We start from the raw sequence: 18,548 nt of genomic DNA on the forward strand, positions 1-18,548 counted from the left end.
GTGCGCGCCTCCCGCCCCGAAGCCCCCGGGGCGAGTCGAGACTCGGCCACGGGGGCTTCGGGGCGGGAGGCGCGCACCGCGCCGCGGGCGCGGGGCGGGCGGCGCGCACGCCGCCCAGGGGCAGGGCCCGCTCAGGGCCCCGCCGGGCGACGGGAGCGGCGGCTAGGCGTTTGCGTTCTGGCTCTTGACGCGGGAGGCGCTGCGCTGGCGCGCCTGCGCCGAGAGCTCCACCTTGCGGATGCGCACCCACTCGGGCGTCACCTCGACGCACTCGTCTTCGCGGGCGAACTCAAGGGACTCCTCGAGCGTCAGCTTGCGCGAGGGCGTCATGCGCTCGAACGTGTCCGACGTGGACTGGCGCATGTTGGTGAGCTGCTTCTCCTTGGTGATGTTCACGTCCATGTCGTCGGCGCGCGAGTTCTCGCCGATGACCATGCCCTCGTACACCTCCTGCGTCGGCTCGACGAAGAACGACATGCGCTCCTGCAGGTTGACGATGGCGAACGGCGTGACGACGCCCGAACGGTCGGCGACGATCGAGCCGTTGTTGCGGGTGACGATGGGGCCGGCCCACGCGTCGTAGCCGTGCGAGATCGCGTTGGCGATACCGGTGCCGCGCGTGGTGGTGAGGAACTCCGTGCGGAAGCCGATGAGCCCACGCGAGGGAACGATGAACTCCATGCGCACCCAGCCGGTGCCGTGGTTCTGCATGGTCGTCATCTGGCCCTTGCGAGACGCGAGCAGCTGCGTGATCGCGCCGAGGAACTCCTCCGGCGCATCCACCGTCAGGTGCTCGAAGGGCTCGTGGGTCTTGCCGTTGACCTGCTTCGTGACCACCTGGGGCTTGCCGACGGTGAGCTCGAAGCCCTCACGACGCATCTGCTCGACCAGGATGGCGAGGGCCAGTTCTCCACGGCCCTGCACCTCCCACGCGTCGGGGCGGCCGATGTCGACGACCTTCAGCGAGACGTTACCGACGAGCTCGCGGTCGAGGCGGTCCTTCACCATGCGGGCGGTGACCTTCGAGCCCTTGGTGCGACCGATCATCGGCGAGGTGTTCGTGCCGATGGTCATCGAGATGGCGGGGTCGTCGACCGTGATGATCGGCAGCGGCCGAACATCGTCGGGGTCGGAGATCGTGTCACCGATGGTGATCTCCTCGATACCGGCGATGGCGACGATGTCACCGGGGCCGGCCGTCTCGGTCGGGAAGCGCGTGAGCGCCTTCGTGATCAGCAGTTCGGTGAGCTTCACGGTCTGCACCGAGCCGTCGTGACGCACCCAGGCGACCTGCTGGCCCTTCTTGATGTGGCCGTTGAAGATGCGCAGCAGTGCGAGGCGGCCGAGGAACGGCGAGGCGTCGAGGTTGGTGACGTGCGCCTGCAGCGGGTGCTCGTCGTCGTAGACGGGAGCCGGAACGTGCTTCAGGATGGCCTCGAACAGCGGTTCGAGGTCGTCGTTGTCGGGCAGTGTGCCGTTCTCGGGCTTGTTGTTCGACGCAGCACCGTTGCGACCGGAGGCGTAGACGATCGGCACGTCGAGCACGGCGTCGAGGTCGAGGTCGGGGTGGTCATCGCTCATGTCGCTGGCGAGGCCGAGCAGCAGGTCTTGCGACTCGGCGATGACCTCGTCGATGCGGGCATCCGGCCGGTCGGTCTTGTTGACCAGCAGGATGACCGGAAGGTTGGCCTCGAGGGCCTTGCGCAGCACGAATCGCGTCTGGGGAAGCGGGCCCTCCGACGCGTCGACGAGCAGCACGACACCGTCGACCATGGAGAGGCCGCGCTCGACCTCACCGCCGAAGTCGGCGTGGCCGGGGGTGTCGATCACGTTGATGACAATGTTCTTGCCGTCTGCGTGCTTGCCGCTGTAGAGCACCGAGGTGTTCTTGGCCAGGATGGTGATGCCCTTTTCGCGCTCGAGGTCATTGCTGTCCATCATGCGGTCTTCGCCCTCGAAGTGGGCGTCGAAGGAGTTGGTCTGCTTGAGCATCGCGTCGACGAGCGTGGTCTTGCCGTGGTCGACGTGGGCAACAATGGCTACGTTACGTAGGTCATCGCGGGTGGCTGACGCCATGGATGATCGTCCTCAAAGTAATGCGGACTCTTTACTGGTGGCGAGCCCGCGAATGTACGGGTTGGGGCTGCGACGCCTCAGGGGATGTTCTCCCCGCCGGGGCAGGCCCAGCAGGAGGATACACGCAGGATGTGAACGCGAAGTCAAACTCCGAGGGCAATTCCCGCCCCGGGAATCGCGTTCAGCAACTCTTTAGTGTATTCCATCTGCGGGTGATCGAAGACCTCGTCTGTCGTCGCCTTCTCCACGATCTTGCCGCGCTGCATCACGCAGACGTTGTCGGCGATGACCCGCACCACCGCCAAGTCGTGCGTGATGAAGAGGTACGTCAGCCCGAGTTCGGTCTGCAGGTCGGTCAGCAGCTGCAGGATCTGGGCCTGCACGAGCACGTCGAGCGCCGAGACCGCCTCGTCGAGAATGACGATGTCGGGCTTCAGAGCGAGAGCGCGCGCGATGGCGACGCGCTGCCGCTGCCCACCCGAGAGCTCGTTGGGGTAGCGCGTCGCGAGCGTCGCCGGCAGCGACACCTGGTCGAGCAGTTCGAGCACACGCGCCCGGCGCGACGCCGAGTCACCGATCTTGTGGGTGGTGAGCGGCTCGGCGATCGTGTTGCCGATGTTCCGCAGCGGGTCGAGCGAACCGTACGGGTCCTGGAAGACCGGCTGCATCTTCCGCCGGAGGTCGAGCAGGGCCCGCCCCTTCAGGGGCGCCGTGTCGGTGCCGTTGATGAGGATCTTGCCCGCCGTCACGTCTTCGAGACGCAGCAGCATCTTGGCGACGGTCGACTTGCCCGACCCCGACTCCCCCACCAGCGCGGTGGTGGTTCCGCGCTCGATCTGGAACGAGACGTCGTCGACGGCCTTGAAGTCGCCCTTGCTGCCGCGGATCTTGTAGACCTTGGTCAGGTTCTCGACGACGATCGAGGCCTCGCGCTTCGGCGCGACGGCCTGCTGCTCGGCGCGGTTTTCGGCCGCCTTGATGAGGTCGACGCCCCTCGCCGAGGTCGGCGCGCTGTAGTCGATGTCGCCGAGAGCGTGCGACGACGACTGGATGCGCCGCGAGGCGAGGCTCGGAGCCGCGGCCACGAGACGCTGCGTGTAGGGGTGCAGCGGGTTCTGCAGGATCTCCTTCGACGGGCCGGATTCTACGACCTGCCCCTTGTACATCACAACGAGGTGCTCGGCGCGCTCGGCGGCGAGGCCGAGGTCGTGCGTGATGAACAGCAGCGCGGTACCGATCTCGCGGGTGAGCTTCTCGAGGTTGTCGAGAATGGTGCGCTGCACCGTCACGTCGAGCGCGGAGGTCGGCTCGTCGGCGATCAGCAGCTTGGGCCGGGAGGAGAGCCCCATGCCGATCAGAACGCGCTGGCGCATACCGCCCGAGAACTGGTGGGGGAACTGCCGCAGGCGCTTGTCGGCGTCGGCGAGCCCGGCCTCCTTCAGCACCTCGATCGCGTGCTTCTTGATCTCCTTCTTGCCGGTCGCGATGCCGTTGGCCTTGATGGCCTCCTCGACCTGGAAGCCGATGCTCCACACCGGGTTGAGGTTCGACATCGGGTCCTGCGGCACGAAGCCGATGAGCTTGCCGCGAACGTCTTCCATTTCGTTCTGCGTGAACTTCGTCAGGTCGCGGCCCTCGAAGAGGATCTGGCCGCCGGTCACCTGGCCGGAGCCCGGCAGCAGGTTGATGACCGCGTGGGCGGTGGTCGACTTGCCCGATCCGGACTCCCCCACGATCGCGAGGGTCTCGCCGGCCCGCAGGGTCAGCGACGCGCCACGAACGGCCTGCACGAGCCCGTTCTGGGTCTGGAAGCCCACCTCGAGGTTCTTGATCTCGAGGAGGGGGGCACCGGCATCCGGCTTCTGGTCGTAGGCAGAACTCATCGGAGCGCCCTCGCTTTCGGGTCGAGCGCTTCGCGGATGACTTCGCCCATCAGAATGAAGGCGAACACGGTCACCGACAGGGCGATCGACGGGTAGATCAGGGTCTGGGGGTGGGTTCGGATGTCGCGCTGGGCCTGGTTGATCTCGTTGCCCCACGACATGATGTCGCTGCCGAGCCCGACACCGAGGAACGACAGGGTCGCTTCGGCGACGATGGCGGCGGCCAGCGAGATCGTGGTGATGGCGATGACCGGGGCGATCGAGTTCGGCAGAACGTGCCGGAACAGGATGCGGAGCTTCGACACCCCGAGCGCCTCTGAGGCCATCACGTAGTCCGACTGTTTCACGCTGAGGATCTCCGCCCGCAGCACGCGCGCCGTCGACGGCCAGGCGAAGATGCCGATGGCCAGCGAGATCGTCCAGACACTCCGGTACTCCGAGAGCACCGACATGATGACCACGGCGGCCAGGATGTAGGGGATCGAGAAGAAGATGTCACCGATACGCGAGAGGAACGAGTCGAGCCAGCCGCCGTAGAAGCCGGCGAAGGCGCCGAAGACGACACCGAGCACCGTGGTCAGCAGAATCACGATGATGCCGACCGTCAGCGAGGTCGACGTTCCGTTGATGATGCGCGAGTAGACGTCACAGCCCTGCTTCGTGAAGCCGAGTGGATGCCCGGCCGTGGCCGCACCGTTCGAGAGCGAGAGCTGGCAGTCGTTGTTCGGTGCCACGCTCGTGAAGAGACCGGGGAACACGGCGACGAGCAGCACCAGAAAGATCAGCGCGCCCGAGATCCAGAAGATCGGGCGGCGGCGCGCATCGCGCCAGGCGTCGATCCAGAGGTTGCTGCGCTTCTCGGCGACCTTGACGGCGTCGATGGCGACGAGCGGGGTCTCCTCCAGGGGCGCGACGAAGTGGCCCCTGGATCGGGCCGAAGCGGCAGAACCGGCGACGGGTGTCTCGGTGAAATCATTTGACATAGCGGATCCTTGGGTCGAGCAGACCGTAGAGCAGGTCGACGGCGAGGTTCACGAGGAGATAGATCAGAACCATGACGGTGACGAACGACACCACCGTGGGCCCCTCCCCGCGGATGATCGCCTGATAGAGGGTGTTGCCGACCCCGGGAACGTTGAAGATGCCCTCCGTGACCGTGGCACCGACCAGCAGAACACCGAAGTCGGTCGCCAGGTAGGTGACGACGGGGATGAGCGAGTTGCGCAGGATGTGCACCGGCACGATGCGTCGGCGGCCGAGGCCCTTGCTGTAGGCCGTGCGCACGAAGTCGAGGCCCGACGTCTCGATCACCGATGATCGAGTGAGCCTGACGATCTGCGCGAAACTGATGCTCGCCAGCACGAAGGCCGGCAGGATCAGGTCTTGCGTGGGTGCCCCTGTTCCGACGGTGGTGCGGGCCCAGCCGAGCTGCACGCCGAAGACGAACTGCGCGACGAACGCGATCACGAAGACCGGCAGCGAGATCAGGATGAGGCTGACCGCCAGCGTGGTGCCGTCGAAGATCTTGCCCTTGCGAAGACCGGCGATCATGCCGACGAGGATGCCGGCGATGGTCTCGATGAGCAGCGCGATCACGGCCAGGCGCAGGGTCACCGGGAAGGTGCGCGCCAGGATCTCGGTGACCGGCTGGCCGGAGAAGGAGATGCCGAAGTCACCGCGGAAGATGCCCCCCATGTAGATGAGGTACTGCACGATGAACGGCTGGTCGAGGTGGTACTGCGCCCGCAACTGGGCGACGATCGCCGGGTTCGGCGTCTTGTCGCCGAAGAGGGCGATGATCGGGTCGCCGGGGAGGGCGAAGACCATGAAGTAGATGAGGAACGTTGTTCCGATGAAGACAGGAATCGCCTGGAGCAGGCGCCTGAGGATGTATCCGGCCATAGAGTTCAGCCTCGGTTTTCGGGTGGTGTGGTGCTCATGCGGGCGGTCTCGACCTAACGTTCAGGAGTCTACGGGATCAAACCACAGGGGCGGCAGCGTGACGCTGCCGCCCCTGTGGCCGTGTGGGCTGGACTAGCCCTTGGTGATCTCGTAGTACAGCGGAACCGAGTTCCAGCCGAAGTGCACGTTGGAGACGGAGGTTCCGTATCCACCGGTCACGTTCGAGTACCACAGCGGGATGGCGGGGAGGTCCTTGAACAGGATCGACTGGGCGTCCTGGAAGTCCTTGTTCGCCGCCGAGGCGTCGGTCTCGCTCGAGCCCTTGGCGAGCAGGGCGTCGAAGTCGGGGTTCGAGTAGTCGCCGTCGTTCGAGCCTGCACCGGTCGCATAGATCGGTCCGAGGAAGTTGAACAGACCCGGGTAGTCGGCCTGCCATCCGGTACGGAACGCGGTCTGGATCGTGCGGTCGGTGATCGCCGTGCGAACCTGGGCGAACGTCGGCGACGGTGCGCCGGAGGCGTCGATGCCGAGGTTGTTCTTCAGGTTGTTCGCCACAGCGTCGACCCAGCCCTGGTGGCCACCGTCAGCGTTGTAGGCGATCTGGAAGGTACCGCTCCACGGGGAGATCGCGTCGGCCTGGGCCCACAGCTTCTTCGCGTCGTCAGCGTTGTACTTCAGCACGTCGGAACCCTCGATGGAGTCCGACCAGCCGTCGATCACCGGGGAGGTGAAGTCGCTGGCAGCGGTGCGGGTTCCCTCGAAGATCACCTTGGTGATCGTGTCGCGGTCGATGGCCTCCGAGATGGCCTGTCGACGCAGCTGGCCCTCCTCGCCGCTGAAGTGCGGCAGGCGGCCCGGGATGGTGAACGACTGGAACACCGCGGCGGGCTGGTTGACCGCACGGTCGCCCAGGTCGCTCTGGTAGGTCGAGTACGCGCTGTCGGGGATCTGGTCGATCACGTCGACGGCGTTCGACTGCAGGTCGGCGTACTGTGCGTCGGCGCTGGCGTAGAACTTGATGGTCAGGCCACCGTTCTGCGGCTTGCGGCCCCCGGTGTAGTCGGGGTTCACAACCAGGTCGATCTGCACGTTGTGCTGCCAGGCACCGGTCGAGGCCAGCTTGTACGGGCCGTTGCCGATCGGGTTCTCACCGAAGGCAGCGACGTCGGTCAGCGCGACGGAGGGCAGCGGCATGAACGCCGTGTAGCCCAGACGCAGCGGGAAGTCGGCCGCAGGAGCCTTCAGCTTCACCGTGAACGTCAGGTCGTCGACCTTCGTCAGACCGGTGAGGGGTGAGTCGGCGTCTTCGCTGTAACCCTCGATGTCGGCGAAGAAGTAGCTGTTCAGCTGCTTGTTGCTGAGCAGGGCACCGTACTGCCACGCGTTGATGAAGGAGTCGGCCGTGACAGCTTCACCGTTGGTGAACTTCTCGTTCGGCTTGATCTTGATCGTGAAGGTGGTCGAGTCGGTCGTCTCGATCGAGTCGGCCATGTCGTTGACCGGTGCGCCCTTCTCGTCGTAGTAGACGAGCCCGGCGAAGATGTTGTCCGTGATCTTGCCGCCACCGGTCTCGTTGGTGTTGGTGGGGATCAGCGGGTTCTGCGGCTCAGAGCCGTTGGTGGTGATGATTGCCGTGGTGTTGGCGTTCGTGGCCGGTGTGCTGGCACCGCCCCCTGAGCAGCCGGTGAGCACGAGCGCGCTGGCTACAGCCAGGGCCGCGAAGCTCACTCCGTAACGTCTGATTTTCAATTTTCCTCCTGTGCAACTTGGGCAAGTCGAGGCCGCGCTCGAGGCCTAACTCTCGCGCGATGACTACCGAGTACCCTAAAAGGGGCTGCGGCCAGAACCAAATGCGTGTGAAAAAAGTTACATACCAGAAACTAGATTCACCGCTTTTTTGTGCTTTGTGCACATTCATTGTGGATTCAGACGACACTACGCAAGAAAGCGGCGGGATGACCTCACCTCAGTTCGGGCCGGAAAGTCGCCGCGCGACTGGGCTCGAAATCCTCATCGTGCTGGGTCTCTCCCTCGGCGCCTCGGCCGTCTACTCCGTCGTCGACCTGCTGAACAACCTCACCCTCTCGACCCCGCTCGCGTCGCAGACGACGACGTTGAACGGCGCCCTGAGCGACCGGCCGACATTCGATCTGCTCTACCGCCTGCTCGCCATCTTCTTCGCGATCGTTCCCGTCGTGCTGGCGTTCTACCTGCTCTGGCGTTCGGGCGTGAACCCGTTCCGCCGCCTCGGTGTCGACCTGCGGCATCCGGTCTCCGACCTCGGGCGCGGGCTCTTCCTGGTTCTCGTGATCGGCGTACCGGGCATCGCGCTCTACTTCGTCGGCCGCGCCCTCGGCATCACCGTGAACGTCAATGCCGCCCCCGAGCTCACCTACTGGTGGACGGCGCCGGTGCTCGTGCTCTCGGCGCTCCGGGCGGCGCTCACCGAGGAACTCATCGTGGTGGGCTATCTCTACGAGCGCCTGGCCCGGCTCGGCTGGCGAAAGTGGACGATCATCCTCAGCGCCGCGGTGCTGCGCGGCAGCTACCACCTCTACCAGGGCTTCGGTCCGTTCATCGGCAACGTGGTGATGGGCGTCGTCTTCGGCTGGCTCTACCTGCGCTGGGGGCGCATCCTGCCGCTCGTGATCGCGCACTGGTGCATCGACATCGCCTCGTTCGTCGGGTATGCCTGGGCCCTCGCCACGTTCCCGCAGTTCTTCTAGTGGCGGCCCCGGTCCTCTAGTGGCGGCACCGGTCCGTTAGTGGCGGCCCCGGCCACGATCCGCTCGCGATGAGCGGGCCCCGCGCACCACGAGTGCGATGATGCCGAGCACCAGCACCCCGCCGCCGCCGATGAGCAGCACGGTGAGCGTCTCGGGCGGCAGGCCCGTGCGGCCTGCGCCCTGGGTGACGGGCGCCTGCGTGAACACCGGCACAGGGGGCGCGGTCGTCGCCGGCGTCGTCACCGAGATCTGCACCAGCGCGGTGGCCGTCTCGTTCGGCCGCGACGACGCGAACGAACAGACGACGCCCGACATGCCGAGCGGGAAGACCGCACCCGACTCGACGGGTTCGCCCGCGATGGTGCAGCCGGTCATGGTCAGACCGGTGGGCAGGGTCGGCGTGAACGTCACGGGGGCCCCGTCGGCCGAGTCGGCCGTCACGTCGAGGGTGGCCGGCAGGATGCCCGCGCCCGTGAGGTTCGCACTGACGATGCGGGTCGCGCTGAAGTCGGCCCCTGTGAGGTTCGCACCCTCGAAGTTCGAGTCCTGCACGTCGGCGCGGGCGAGCGTCGCCCCCGAGAGGTTCGCGCCCTGGAACGCCGACTGCGCCAGCTTCTCGCCGCTCAGGTCGGCCCCCGCGCACTGGCTGCCCCCCGCCACCGGCCCGTCGACCGCCCGGTTGATCTCGCAGTCACCGGAGGAATAAACGGGGTCGGTTCGCACCGACACCGCCCGAGCACCGTCGGGGTCGGTTCGCACCGACACCGCCCGAGCACCGTCGGGGTCGGCAAGGGCCGGCGCGGCCGACACCCCGAGGAGGGTGCCGGCCAGCACCAGTGCCGCCGACAGCTGCGTGAGGATTCTCATGGAAGACATCCCTGCAATGCTACCTGAGCGACGAATACTCAGCTCTACGCGAACGCCTCCGGCGGCGGGCAGGCGCAGAACAGGTTGCGGTCACCGTACGCCTGATCGATGCGGCGCACCGGCGGCCAGTACTTGTGCGAGATGAGCGACCTGACCGGGTAGACCGCGCGTTCCCTGTCGTACGGATGCTCCCACTCGCCCACAGCGATCGACTGGGCGGTGTGCGGGGCGTTCACCAGCGGGTTGTCTCCCGCGGGCCACTCCCCTGCCTGAACCGCGTCGGCCTCGGCCTTGATCGCGATCATGGCGTCGATGAACCGGTCGATCTCCGCCAGGTCTTCGCTCTCGGTCGGCTCGACCATCAGCGTTCCGGCGACCGGGAAGCTCATCGTCGGAGCGTGGAAGCCGTAGTCGATGAGCCGCTTGGCCACATCGTCGACGGTCACGCCCGTCGCGTCGCGCAGCGGTCGCAGGTCGAGGATGCACTCGTGCGCCACCAGCCCGTTGTCGCCTGCGTAGAGCACCGGGAAGTGGTCGCGCAGCCGGGCGGCCACGTAGTTCGCGGCCAGCACGGCAGCTCCGGTCGCCTGCTTCAGCCCCTCGGAGCCCATCATGCGCACGTAGGCCCAGCTGATGGGCAGGATGCTCGAGCTGCCGTAGGGCGCGCCCGACACGGCTCCCCCGGCGTGCACGACCGTGCCGCCCCCGATCGACGGGTGCTCCGCCTTCTGGGCGAACGCGTGCCCGGGCAGGAACGGGGCGAGGTGCGCCCGCGCGGCCACCGGGCCGACACCCGGGCCGCCCCCGCCGTGCGGGATGCAGAACGTCTTGTGCAGGTTGAGGTGCGACACGTCGCCGCCGAACTCGCCGAAGCGGGCGAAGCCCAGAACCGCGTTCAGGTTCGCGCCGTCGACGTAGACCTGCCCACCGGCTTCGTGCACCAGGCGGCAGATGTCGACCACGTCGTGCTCGTACACCCCGTGCGTCGAGGGGTAGGTGATCATCAGGGCCGCCAGAGTGGTGGCGTTCGCTTCGATCTTGGCTCGCAGATCATCCACATCCACATTGCCGAGCTCGTCGCAGGCGACGACGACGACCTTCATGCCGGCGAGCACGGCGGAGGCCGCGTTCGTGCCGTGGGCGCTCGACGGGATGAGGCAGACCGTGCGGTCGAGATCGCCGCGCGAGCGGTGGTAGCCGCGAATGGCGAGCAACCCGGCGAGCTCGCCCTGGCTGCCGGCGTTCGGCTGCAGCGACACGGAATCGTAGCCGGTCACCTCGGCCAGCCACGTCTCGAGCTGGTCGATCAGCGACAGGTAGCCGGTGACGTCGTCGCGCGGCGCGAAGGGGTGCAGCCCCGCGAACTCGGGCCAGCTCACCGCCTCCATCTCGGTCGCCGCGTTCAGCTTCATCGTGCAGGAGCCGAGTGGGATCATTCCGCGGTCGAGCGCGTAGTCGTAGTCCGACAGGCGCTTGAGGTAGCGCATCATGCTCGTCTCCGAGCGGTGCGTGTTGAAGACCGGGTGCGTGAGGTACTCGGTCGTGCGCGAGAGGGCGGGCGGGATGCTCGCCGGCACCTCGCTGTACGTCGCCGTTCTGTGCGGAACCGCCTCGAGCACCATCGACAGCTGCATCAGGTCGTCGTCGGTCGTGGTCTCGTCGACAGAGATCGTGAGGGTGTCGTCGTCGACGACGTTCAGCAGGTAGCCCGCGTCGGAGGCAGCGCCCGCGAGCGCCCGCGCCCGGCCGGGAGCCTGCACGGTGAGGGTGTCGAAGAAGCTCTCGTGGCTGAGCTGGTACCCGCCCGCGCGCAGCTGGCTCGCGAGCGCCACGGCCCGGCCGTTCACCTCTGTCGCGATCGCCTTCAGCCCGTCGGGCCCGTGGTAGACCGCGTACATGCCCGCCATGATCGCCAGCAGCACCTGCGCGGTGCAGATGTTCGAGGTGGCCTTCTCCCGGCGGATGTGCTGTTCGCGCGCCTGCAGGCTGAGCCGGTATGCGCGGTTGCCCGCGGCATCCACACTCACTCCGACGAGCCGGCCCGGCAGCTGGCGTTCGAGGCCCTTGCGCACGGCCATGTAGCCGGCGTGCGGCCCGCCGAAGCCCATCGGAACGCCGAAGCGCTGCGAGGTGCCGACGGCGACGTCTGCCCCGAGGGAGCCGGGCGACTCGATCAGGGTCAGCGCCAGCAGGTCGGCAGCGACCACGGCGAGCGCCCCACCGGCGTGCGCCTTCTCGATGAGCAGGCGGGGGTCGCTGAGACGACCCGATGCACCGGGGTACTGGATGAACAGGCCGAACGCTTCGGGCAGATCATCCGGTGCCGTGTCGGCCAGGGGCAGCTCGACGAGGTCGATGCCCACCGCCTCGGCGCGGGAGGCGAGCAGCGCCTTCGTCTGCGGAAGGGCGTCGGAGTCGACGATGAAGGTGTGCGAGGTCTGCTTGCTGCCGCGGCGCGCCAGCAGCATGCCCTCCACGACGGCGGTGGACTCGTCGAGCATCGAGGCGTTCGAGGTGGTGAGCCCGGTGAGCTCGGCGACCATCGTCTGGAAGTTGATGAGGGCTTCGAGCCGACCCTGCGAGATCTCGGGCTGGTAGGGCGTGTACGCCGTGTACCAGCTCGGGTTCTCGAAGACGTTCCGCTTGATCACGGCGGGGGTGATGGTGTCGTAGTAGCCGAGGCCGATCAGGGAGCGCTTCACGGTGTTCTGCGAGGCGAGGGCACGCAGTTCGGCCGAGACCTCGCGCTCGGTGGCGGGCTCGGGGATGACGGATGCCGCGCCGAGGTCGGCGGCGTGGATGGATGTCGGCACCGCAGCCTCGACCAGCGCGTTCACCGAGTCGTAGCCGAGCGTGTCGAGCATCACCTGCTGGGCCGCGGCATCCGTTCCGATGTGACGGTCGACGAAGGGGATCGCCATCAGTGGGAGGCCTCCTCGTCGCCGAGCAGGGCCTGGTAGGCCGCGTAGCTGAGCAGCTCGGGCAGCTCGGTGTACTCGACTCGGATCAGCCAGCCCTCCCCGTAGGGGTCGCTGTTCACCAGCTCGGGTGCGTCTTCGACGGCCGAGTTCTTCTCGAGCACCGTTCCGTCGACGGGGGCGAAGAGTTCGCCCACCGACTTGGTGGACTCGATCTCGCCGACGACCGCTCCGTCGGCGATCTCGACGCCCGCGTCGGGCAGGTCGACGTAGACGACGTCACCGAGCTTGTCGGCGGCGTAGGCCGTGATGCCGATGGTCGCGCTGGCCGCGGCGCCATCGGTGGCGGGCTCGAGGCGAACCCATTCGTGCTCGCTGGTGAAGTGCAGCTGGTCGAAGTCGGTCACGTCAGTCTCTCTTTCGGCGGTAGAACGGCAGGGTGATGACGCGGAAGGCGAGGCGCTTCCCGCGGATGTCGATGGCGAGCTCGGTGTCGACGTCCGCGAACTGCGGGTCGACGTAGGCCATGGCGATGGGGTGGCCGAGGGTCGGCGAGAGCACGCCGCTGGTGACGACGCCGATGGGGTTCTCGCCGCCTTCGGCGTAGATGTCGTAGTCGGCGCGGGCAGCGCGCTTGCCCTCGCCCACGAGACCGACGAGCACGGGCGCGGCAGGGGTGGCCTGCGAGGCGTCGGCAGTATCGGCAGCGGCGGCAGGGTCGGCAGCAGCGGCAGCAGCCGCCTCGAGCGCCGCCCGCCCCACGAAGTCGCCCTTGCCGAGGTTCGGCACGCGGCCGAGCCCCGCCTGCGCGGGCATCGTGTTCAGCCCGAGCTCGTGGCCGTAGAGGGGCATGCCCGCCTCGAGCCGCAGCGTGTCGCGCGACGCGAGCCCAGCGGGAACGAGACCGAACGGCTCGCCGGCCGCCACCAGCTCGTTCCAGAGGGCGGCGGCGTGCGCGACGGGAACGTAGAGCTCGAATCCGTCTTCCCCCGTGTAACCGGTGCGCGCCACGAACAGGTTCTCGCCCGCGAAGGTGGCATCGAGCGACCAGTAGTACTTCAGCGTGTCGAGCGGATGGGCCCCGGGCAGAGGGCCGGCACCGGCATCCGGAGCCGGCTCGCCGGCAGCACGGGCGGCATCGTCTGCGGCGAACCGGATGCCCGGCACACCCTGCACGATGCGGCGGGCGTTCGGCCCCTGCACTGCGATCAGCGCGGTCGTATCGCTCTCGTCGGTGACCGACACGTCGAACCCGGCCGCGCGCTCGACGAGCGCTTCGAGCGCCTCGAAGTGGTTGCCCGCGTTCGCGACGACGAGAAAGTCTGTCTCCCCGCGGCGATAGACGACCAAGTCGTCGACGATGCCGCCCTGCTCCGTCAGCAGCAGGCTGTACTTGGCCTGCCCGAGGGCGATGGCCGAGAGCCTGCCGGCGAGCGCGTAGTCGAGGAAGGCGCCGGCCTCCGGCCCCTGCACCCGCACTTCGGCCATGTGCGAGAGGTCGAAGATGCCTGCCGACGAACGCACCGCGTGGTGCTCGGCGAGGTCACTCGAATAGCGCACCGGCATCTGCCAGCCGGCGAAGTCGGTGAACGAGGCACCGGCGGCGACGTGCACGTCGTGCAGCGGCGAGAACACCAGCGGGGCGAGCGGCGTCGCCGTCGCGTCGACGAGCGTCGCGTCGGGTGAGGAGATGGTGGGCGGAAGGTCGTCGTTCAGGCCCGCGCTGTCGGTCATGAGTTCTCCGGTGTCAGGCCGGCCCGGGCGCGACCCGCTGCTCGCGAGACGACCACCGGACAGGCTGATGTGTCACGGGAGGCCGTCGGCCCCCCAGAACTCCCCCTCTGTCATCGTGCCTGAGAGTTTCACCACCGACGCTGTTCAGCGGGCGGTTTTCACCGTGGGCGAGCCCGGCCTCTCGGCGGGCTTCTTTTCAGAGTGGCCAGTTCGATGCGGTACACGTACCTGAGAGATTGGTGGAGAGAATTGCTCCTTCGGTGCCCCGGCGCGCGTGGGGCTCTCCCGCATCGACCTTTCGGCCGGCAGTGTTCAGTTGAGGGTGGAACGTCGAACACGCCCAGCTTAGCCGCCCTCGTGTTGCGGGCGCGTTACGAGTGGCGCATCCGTCGCATCACGACGACCACGACGGCGATGAGTGCGGCGACGACACCGACCAGCCCGGCCACCAGCAGCGGAACGGAGAAGGGCGACGCGTCGGTCTGGCCGACCGGCGCCGAGTTCAGGATGGTCATGGTCGGCTCTGGCAGTTCGTTCAGCGGGGTGGCGCCCGCCTGGGCCGGGGCGGTCGCTGTGCTGTCGTCGCTGCCGGCCGCCATCGCCTCGGCCGAGCCGGCCCAGTCGTCGCCGCAGGCCGGTGCGGTGGTCATCGCCGTGGTGGTCGCTGTCGGCATCGAGGGCTGCCAGGTGAAGGTGTAGGTGTCGCTGGTGGGATGCCCGTCTGACGACGTGACCTGCCAGGTCACGGTGTACTCGCCGGCCTCGCCGAGGGCGACGTCGGTGCTGACGGTCGTGCCGTCGACGGTGACGCAACCCGATTCATGATGACCGTCGTCGACGTCGGTCACGGTCACGAGGGCCACGGCAGCCCCGGCCGTCAGGATGTCGTCGCTGAACGTCATCGAGACCGCCTGGATCGGCTCCGTCACCACCTCACCGTTCTCGGGAGAAGACGAGACGATCGAATCGTGGGCCAGAGCCGGGGAGGCCGCGCCGGCGGCCGTGCCGACGGTGGCCAGAACGAGCCCGGCGAGCAGCCCGAGGGCGGCCCGGCGACGCGTTTCGAGGGAAAAGGTTGGCACGCCTCAACGATAACCGCACGTACCGTGGAGCTTCCTGCAGGGTGGCCGGATGCTCAGGGGACACTCGGATTACGGGGAGCCGTCGCCCGGCCCGCCATCTGCCAGCCCGCCGTCGGGCCACACCGTGCGGTACGTCTCCTCCACATCGCGGGTCAGTTCGATCACGCTGGTGAGCAGACCGCGCATGCTCGTCGAGCGGAGCAGGGCGAGCTGGTCGAGCGGCCCGACCGGGGCGATGCCGGCCAGCTGCCACGAGGCGGCCCGGTGATCCGCCGAGAGTTCGAGATCGGCGGGCCACTCCTGCTCGCCGAACTCCGCCGCCATCGCCAGCACGCGCCGTACGGTCGATTCGGCCTCGTCGCGGAGCGACAGCAGCCCGTCATCCCATTCGAGGGCGGGGAACAGCGACACCCGCGCCACCGGGAACGGGTTGTCGGGCATCCATTCGTCGACGACGAACCGGCGGGTGCCCACGGCGACGAGCTCGACATACCCTTCCGGAGCTTCGAGCTGGGCGATCTCGGCGATGGTTCCGTAGGCGAACCGCTGCTCGCCGCCGCCGACCTCCTGGCCGCGTTCGATGAGCACGACACCGAACTCGGCGGGCTCCTCTTCGAGCACCTGCGAGAGCATGATGAGGTACCGCTCCTCGAACAGCCGCAGTTGCAGCGGCATATAGGGGAACAGCACGGAGCCGAGCGGGAAGATCGGCAGGGAGTCGTCCATGCCCCTCAGGCAACCACACCGCCGCCGCTACGCCAAGGGGTAGCGGCGGAACACGCCGGTCGGGTCGAACTGCCCGCGCGCTTCCAGCGTCAACGCGCCCCGCCCGCCCGTTGCAGTTCGGGCCGCGCCTGGTTGCGAAGGGAGGGGCGTGGGCGGGCTGAGGCGCCCGGTGCGGCGGAGGTGGGCGCGGCCGCGCTGGCTCCGGCGGGCGCCGTTGCTCCGCCCCCGGCGGACGAAGGGGTGGGGCGGGCATCCGGAACCTGCGCACGCACCGCCGCGCGGTAGGCGAGCAGTAGCTCGTACGCCGGGGGCTTCGGCGGCGGCCCGCCCGGCCGCTCGTGCATGCGGGTCGCGGCCTGCGCGTGCTGCCACGACGAGTAGGCGCGAAAGTAGTCCCACGCCGCCTCCGCCGCCGACTCGGGGGTGAGGCACCAGCCGATCAGCTCACGGTCGGCCGACTTCTCCGACCACGTCACGATGCGGTACCAGGAGTCGACGGTGCCCTTCTGCGCCGGGAACCGGATCAGCCTGATCACGGCGAACGGCCGCGGCGAGACGGGGTGCTGCAGCATCCATTCGACCGGCTGTGCCAGCCGTGACGGATGCCAGTCGACCACCCACGCTCCTCCCGACGAGCGCCCCTGGCCGGCGCACGTCCCACGCTAGGGGAGGCCGCCGACACCGGGGTGCCCGCAGGAACGCCAGGCAGCCGCCCCGCGAGGCGCCGCCCGGGGCGTCACTCCGTGATCGTCACCGAGCTGCTCTTCGAGACCTGGATCTGCTTCGGCGACTCCGCCTCGTAGTCCTCGGTCGTGGCGATCGTCACGATGCCACCGTCTTTGGCGATCGCGTCGTCGACGTCTTTGCGCACACGGTCGATGTCGTCTTCGACCGTGTAGGTGGTTCCGTCGTACTCGAGAGTGAATTTCGTGTTGGCCATGCTTCGACGTTACGTCAGTGTGAGCTCCGGATGCCCGGCTTGCCCCGATACCGCAGCCGGTGTAGAGCGGCCGAACTCGAGCGTTCGCGTGCCGATCTTCTCCGTGAAGAACCGGTCGTGGCTGACCACGACGACGGCGCCGGGGAAGTGCAGCAGCGCGCGCTCCATCACCTGGGTACTCGACAGATCGAGGTGGTTGGTTGGTTCGTCGAGCAGCAGAACGGATGCGCCCGACAGCAGGCACTGCGCCATCGCGACGCGCGCCCGCTGGCCGCCCGACAGAACCCCGATGCGCTGCTTGAGTTCCGCCTCCGAGAACTGGAACATCGCGAGGAACCGGCCGACCGACTTGCGCGTGGCGGTGAGGGCGAGGCTGTCGGGCAGGGCGTTCACCGCGTGCGTGACGGTGTCGTCGTCATCGAGCTCGGCGAGCATCCTGTTGTAGGAGACGACCTTGACCCCCTTGGGCCAGTCGACGCTGCCGGCGTCGGGGCGCTCCTCCCCCATCAGCACGCGGAGGAGCGTGCTCTTGCCGCTGCCGTTCGCCCCCAGCACGACGATGCGGTTGCCCCGGCGGATCTCGAGAGTCAGTCCCTCGAACAGCACCCGGTCCCCGTACCCCTTGCCGAGCTGGTCGATGCGGCAGAGCACGTCTTTGATGTGCAGCCCGCCGTAGATCTCCGTGATGATCTGGTCGACGGGTCGCGGGGCGCGCTGCTTCTTGATGCCGGCGAGCTGTTTGCCGAGAGCCTTGCCGGTGCCGCTGTTCGCCTGCTTCGACGCCTTCAGCGCCTCGCGCCGGTCGGAGATGCCCTCGGCCTCGAAGGCCAGCAGCTCGGACTCGTGCACGAACTGCTGTTCGAGCGTCTTCAACCGGAACTGCTTCTGCACGACGTATTCGTCGAAGGTGCCCGGGTACTCGTGCAGATGGTAGTTCTCGACCTCGACGATGCGCGTGACAACGGAATCGAGGAATGTCCTGTCGTGCGAGACGATGATGGCGGCGCCGCGGAAGTCCCGGAACCACGCCTCGAGCCACTCCACCCCGGCGACGTCGAGAAAGTTGGTCGGCTCGTCGAGCAGCAGCACGTCGGGCGCTTCGAGCACGATCTTCGCGAGCGCCGCGCGGTTGCGCCAACCGCCCGACAGGTCGTCGATCGGGCTCGTGCGGTGCGCACCCACGAAACCGAGGGTCGTCAGGGCGCGGTCGATGTTGCGCTGGTAGTCCCAGCCGCCCTGGTGCTCCATCTGCTCGAACAGTTCGGCCTGGCGGGTGATGAGGTCGTCGAGCGTCTTCGCGTCGTCGGCGCTGGTTCCGGCGGCCGCGACGGCGACGGCCGCGTCGATCTCGGCGAGCTCGCGCTCGATTGCGTGGATGTGCTCGAACAGCCCCTCGAGCACCTCGGTGATGGATGCCGTGCCGTCGAGTTCGGAGAACTGCGAGAAGTACCCGAGTTTCACGCCCGGTTCGAGGGCGACGGTACCGGCATCCGGAGCCACCTGTTCGAGCGCCAGCTTCAACAGCGTGGACTTGCCCGACCCGTTCCGCCCGATCAGCCCCACCCGGTCGCGCGCCTCGAGGCGGAAGAACACCTCCCGCAGCACCTGCCGCCCGTCGAAGCTCACTGTCACGTCGTTCAGGCGGAGGAGGCTCATGGCTGCAAACTACCACGGGCGCCCGGGCGGCCCCGCCG

General features: G+C 67.9%; 15 protein-coding genes and 1 riboswitch. Of the genes, 1 reads left to right on the plus strand and 14 read right to left on the minus strand.

All coding sequences use genetic code 11. From position 1 onward, the window contains the following. Nucleotides 1-162: 162 nt before the first annotated feature. The 5 genes from typA to C5B96_RS08450 all read right to left on the minus strand — a co-directional run bounded on the left by typA (nucleotide 163) and on the right by C5B96_RS08450 (nucleotide 7,610). Complete coding sequence (typA, locus tag C5B96_RS08430; RefSeq protein ID WP_104244845.1) at nucleotides 163-2,076, minus strand: translational GTPase TypA; 1,914 nt, start codon at nucleotides 2,074-2,076, stop codon at nucleotides 163-165. 143 nt (nucleotides 2,077-2,219) lie between these two features. After that, the gene (locus C5B96_RS08435; protein ID WP_104244847.1) at nucleotides 2,220-3,959 is read right to left on the minus strand and encodes an ABC transporter ATP-binding protein; all 1,740 of its coding nucleotides are present in this window, start codon (nucleotides 3,957-3,959) and stop codon (nucleotides 2,220-2,222) included. Then, complete coding sequence (locus C5B96_RS08440; RefSeq protein WP_104244849.1) at nucleotides 3,956-4,942, minus strand: ABC transporter permease; 987 nt, start codon at nucleotides 4,940-4,942, stop codon at nucleotides 3,956-3,958. Before C5B96_RS08440 ends, C5B96_RS08435 begins: the two co-directional genes overlap by 4 nt. After that, a complete protein-coding gene (locus tag C5B96_RS08445) occupies nucleotides 4,932-5,861 on the minus strand; it encodes an ABC transporter permease (protein WP_104244851.1) in 930 nt (309 codons plus the stop codon). The genes C5B96_RS08440 and C5B96_RS08445 overlap by 11 nt, the downstream gene beginning before the upstream one ends. Nucleotides 5,862-5,993: 132 nt before the next feature. Further along, the gene (locus tag C5B96_RS08450) at nucleotides 5,994-7,610 is read right to left on the minus strand and encodes an ABC transporter substrate-binding protein (RefSeq protein WP_104244853.1); all 1,617 of its coding nucleotides are present in this window, start codon (nucleotides 7,608-7,610) and stop codon (nucleotides 5,994-5,996) included. Between the two features lie 206 nt (nucleotides 7,611-7,816). On the opposite strand from C5B96_RS08450, the gene C5B96_RS08455 reads away from it, so the two are divergent. After that, entirely contained in the window at nucleotides 7,817-8,587 is a 771-nt protein-coding gene (locus C5B96_RS08455) for a CPBP family intramembrane glutamic endopeptidase (RefSeq protein ID WP_104244855.1), read from the plus strand. 36 nt (nucleotides 8,588-8,623) lie between these two features. Here C5B96_RS08455 and C5B96_RS08460 read toward each other — a convergent pair whose 3' ends face one another. The 9 genes from C5B96_RS08460 to C5B96_RS08500 all read right to left on the minus strand — a co-directional run bounded on the left by C5B96_RS08460 (nucleotide 8,624) and on the right by C5B96_RS08500 (nucleotide 18,510). Beyond that, nucleotides 8,624-9,463 carry a pentapeptide repeat-containing protein gene (locus C5B96_RS08460; RefSeq protein ID WP_104244857.1) on the minus strand — a complete coding sequence of 280 codons (840 nt, stop codon included), beginning with the start codon at nucleotides 9,461-9,463 and terminating at the stop codon, nucleotides 8,624-8,626. Nucleotides 9,464-9,498: 35 nt separating this feature from the next. Next, nucleotides 9,499-12,375 (minus strand): aminomethyl-transferring glycine dehydrogenase, encoded by a 2,877-nt coding sequence (gene gcvP / locus C5B96_RS08465; protein WP_104244859.1) that lies wholly within the window; start codon nucleotides 12,373-12,375, stop codon nucleotides 9,499-9,501. Further along, nucleotides 12,375-12,779 (minus strand): glycine cleavage system protein GcvH, encoded by a 405-nt coding sequence (gene gcvH / locus C5B96_RS08470; protein ID WP_104244861.1) that lies wholly within the window; start codon nucleotides 12,777-12,779, stop codon nucleotides 12,375-12,377. Before gcvH ends, gcvP begins: the two co-directional genes overlap by 1 nt. 1 nt (nucleotide 12,780) lies before the next feature. Beyond that, entirely contained in the window at nucleotides 12,781-14,106 is a 1,326-nt protein-coding gene (locus tag C5B96_RS08475) for a glycine cleavage system aminomethyltransferase GcvT (protein WP_104244863.1), read from the minus strand. A gap of 206 nt (nucleotides 14,107-14,312) precedes the next feature. Further along, nucleotides 14,313-14,404, minus strand: a riboswitch (glycine riboswitch). A 73-nt stretch (nucleotides 14,405-14,477) separates the two neighbouring features. Beyond that, the gene (locus C5B96_RS08480) at nucleotides 14,478-15,188 is read right to left on the minus strand and encodes a copper resistance CopC family protein (RefSeq protein ID WP_104244865.1); all 711 of its coding nucleotides are present in this window, start codon (nucleotides 15,186-15,188) and stop codon (nucleotides 14,478-14,480) included. Nucleotides 15,189-15,257: 69 nt separating this feature from the next. Next, entirely contained in the window at nucleotides 15,258-15,914 is a 657-nt protein-coding gene (locus C5B96_RS08485) for an LON peptidase substrate-binding domain-containing protein (protein ID WP_233189093.1), read from the minus strand. 89 nt (nucleotides 15,915-16,003) lie between these two features. Further along, nucleotides 16,004-16,531, minus strand: coding sequence for a hypothetical protein (locus tag C5B96_RS08490; protein ID WP_146078124.1), 528 nt, complete (start codon nucleotides 16,529-16,531; stop codon nucleotides 16,004-16,006). A gap of 119 nt (nucleotides 16,532-16,650) precedes the next feature. Beyond that, complete coding sequence (locus tag C5B96_RS08495; protein WP_104244869.1) at nucleotides 16,651-16,854, minus strand: hypothetical protein; 204 nt, start codon at nucleotides 16,852-16,854, stop codon at nucleotides 16,651-16,653. Nucleotides 16,855-16,863: 9 nt separating this feature from the next. Further along, the gene (locus tag C5B96_RS08500) at nucleotides 16,864-18,510 is read right to left on the minus strand and encodes an ABC-F family ATP-binding cassette domain-containing protein (protein ID WP_104244871.1); all 1,647 of its coding nucleotides are present in this window, start codon (nucleotides 18,508-18,510) and stop codon (nucleotides 16,864-16,866) included. Nucleotides 18,511-18,548: the final 38 nt, after the last annotated feature.

The organism is Subtercola sp. Z020, assembly GCF_002931235.1.
Lineage (GTDB): Bacteria > Actinomycetota > Actinomycetes > Actinomycetales > Microbacteriaceae > Subtercola.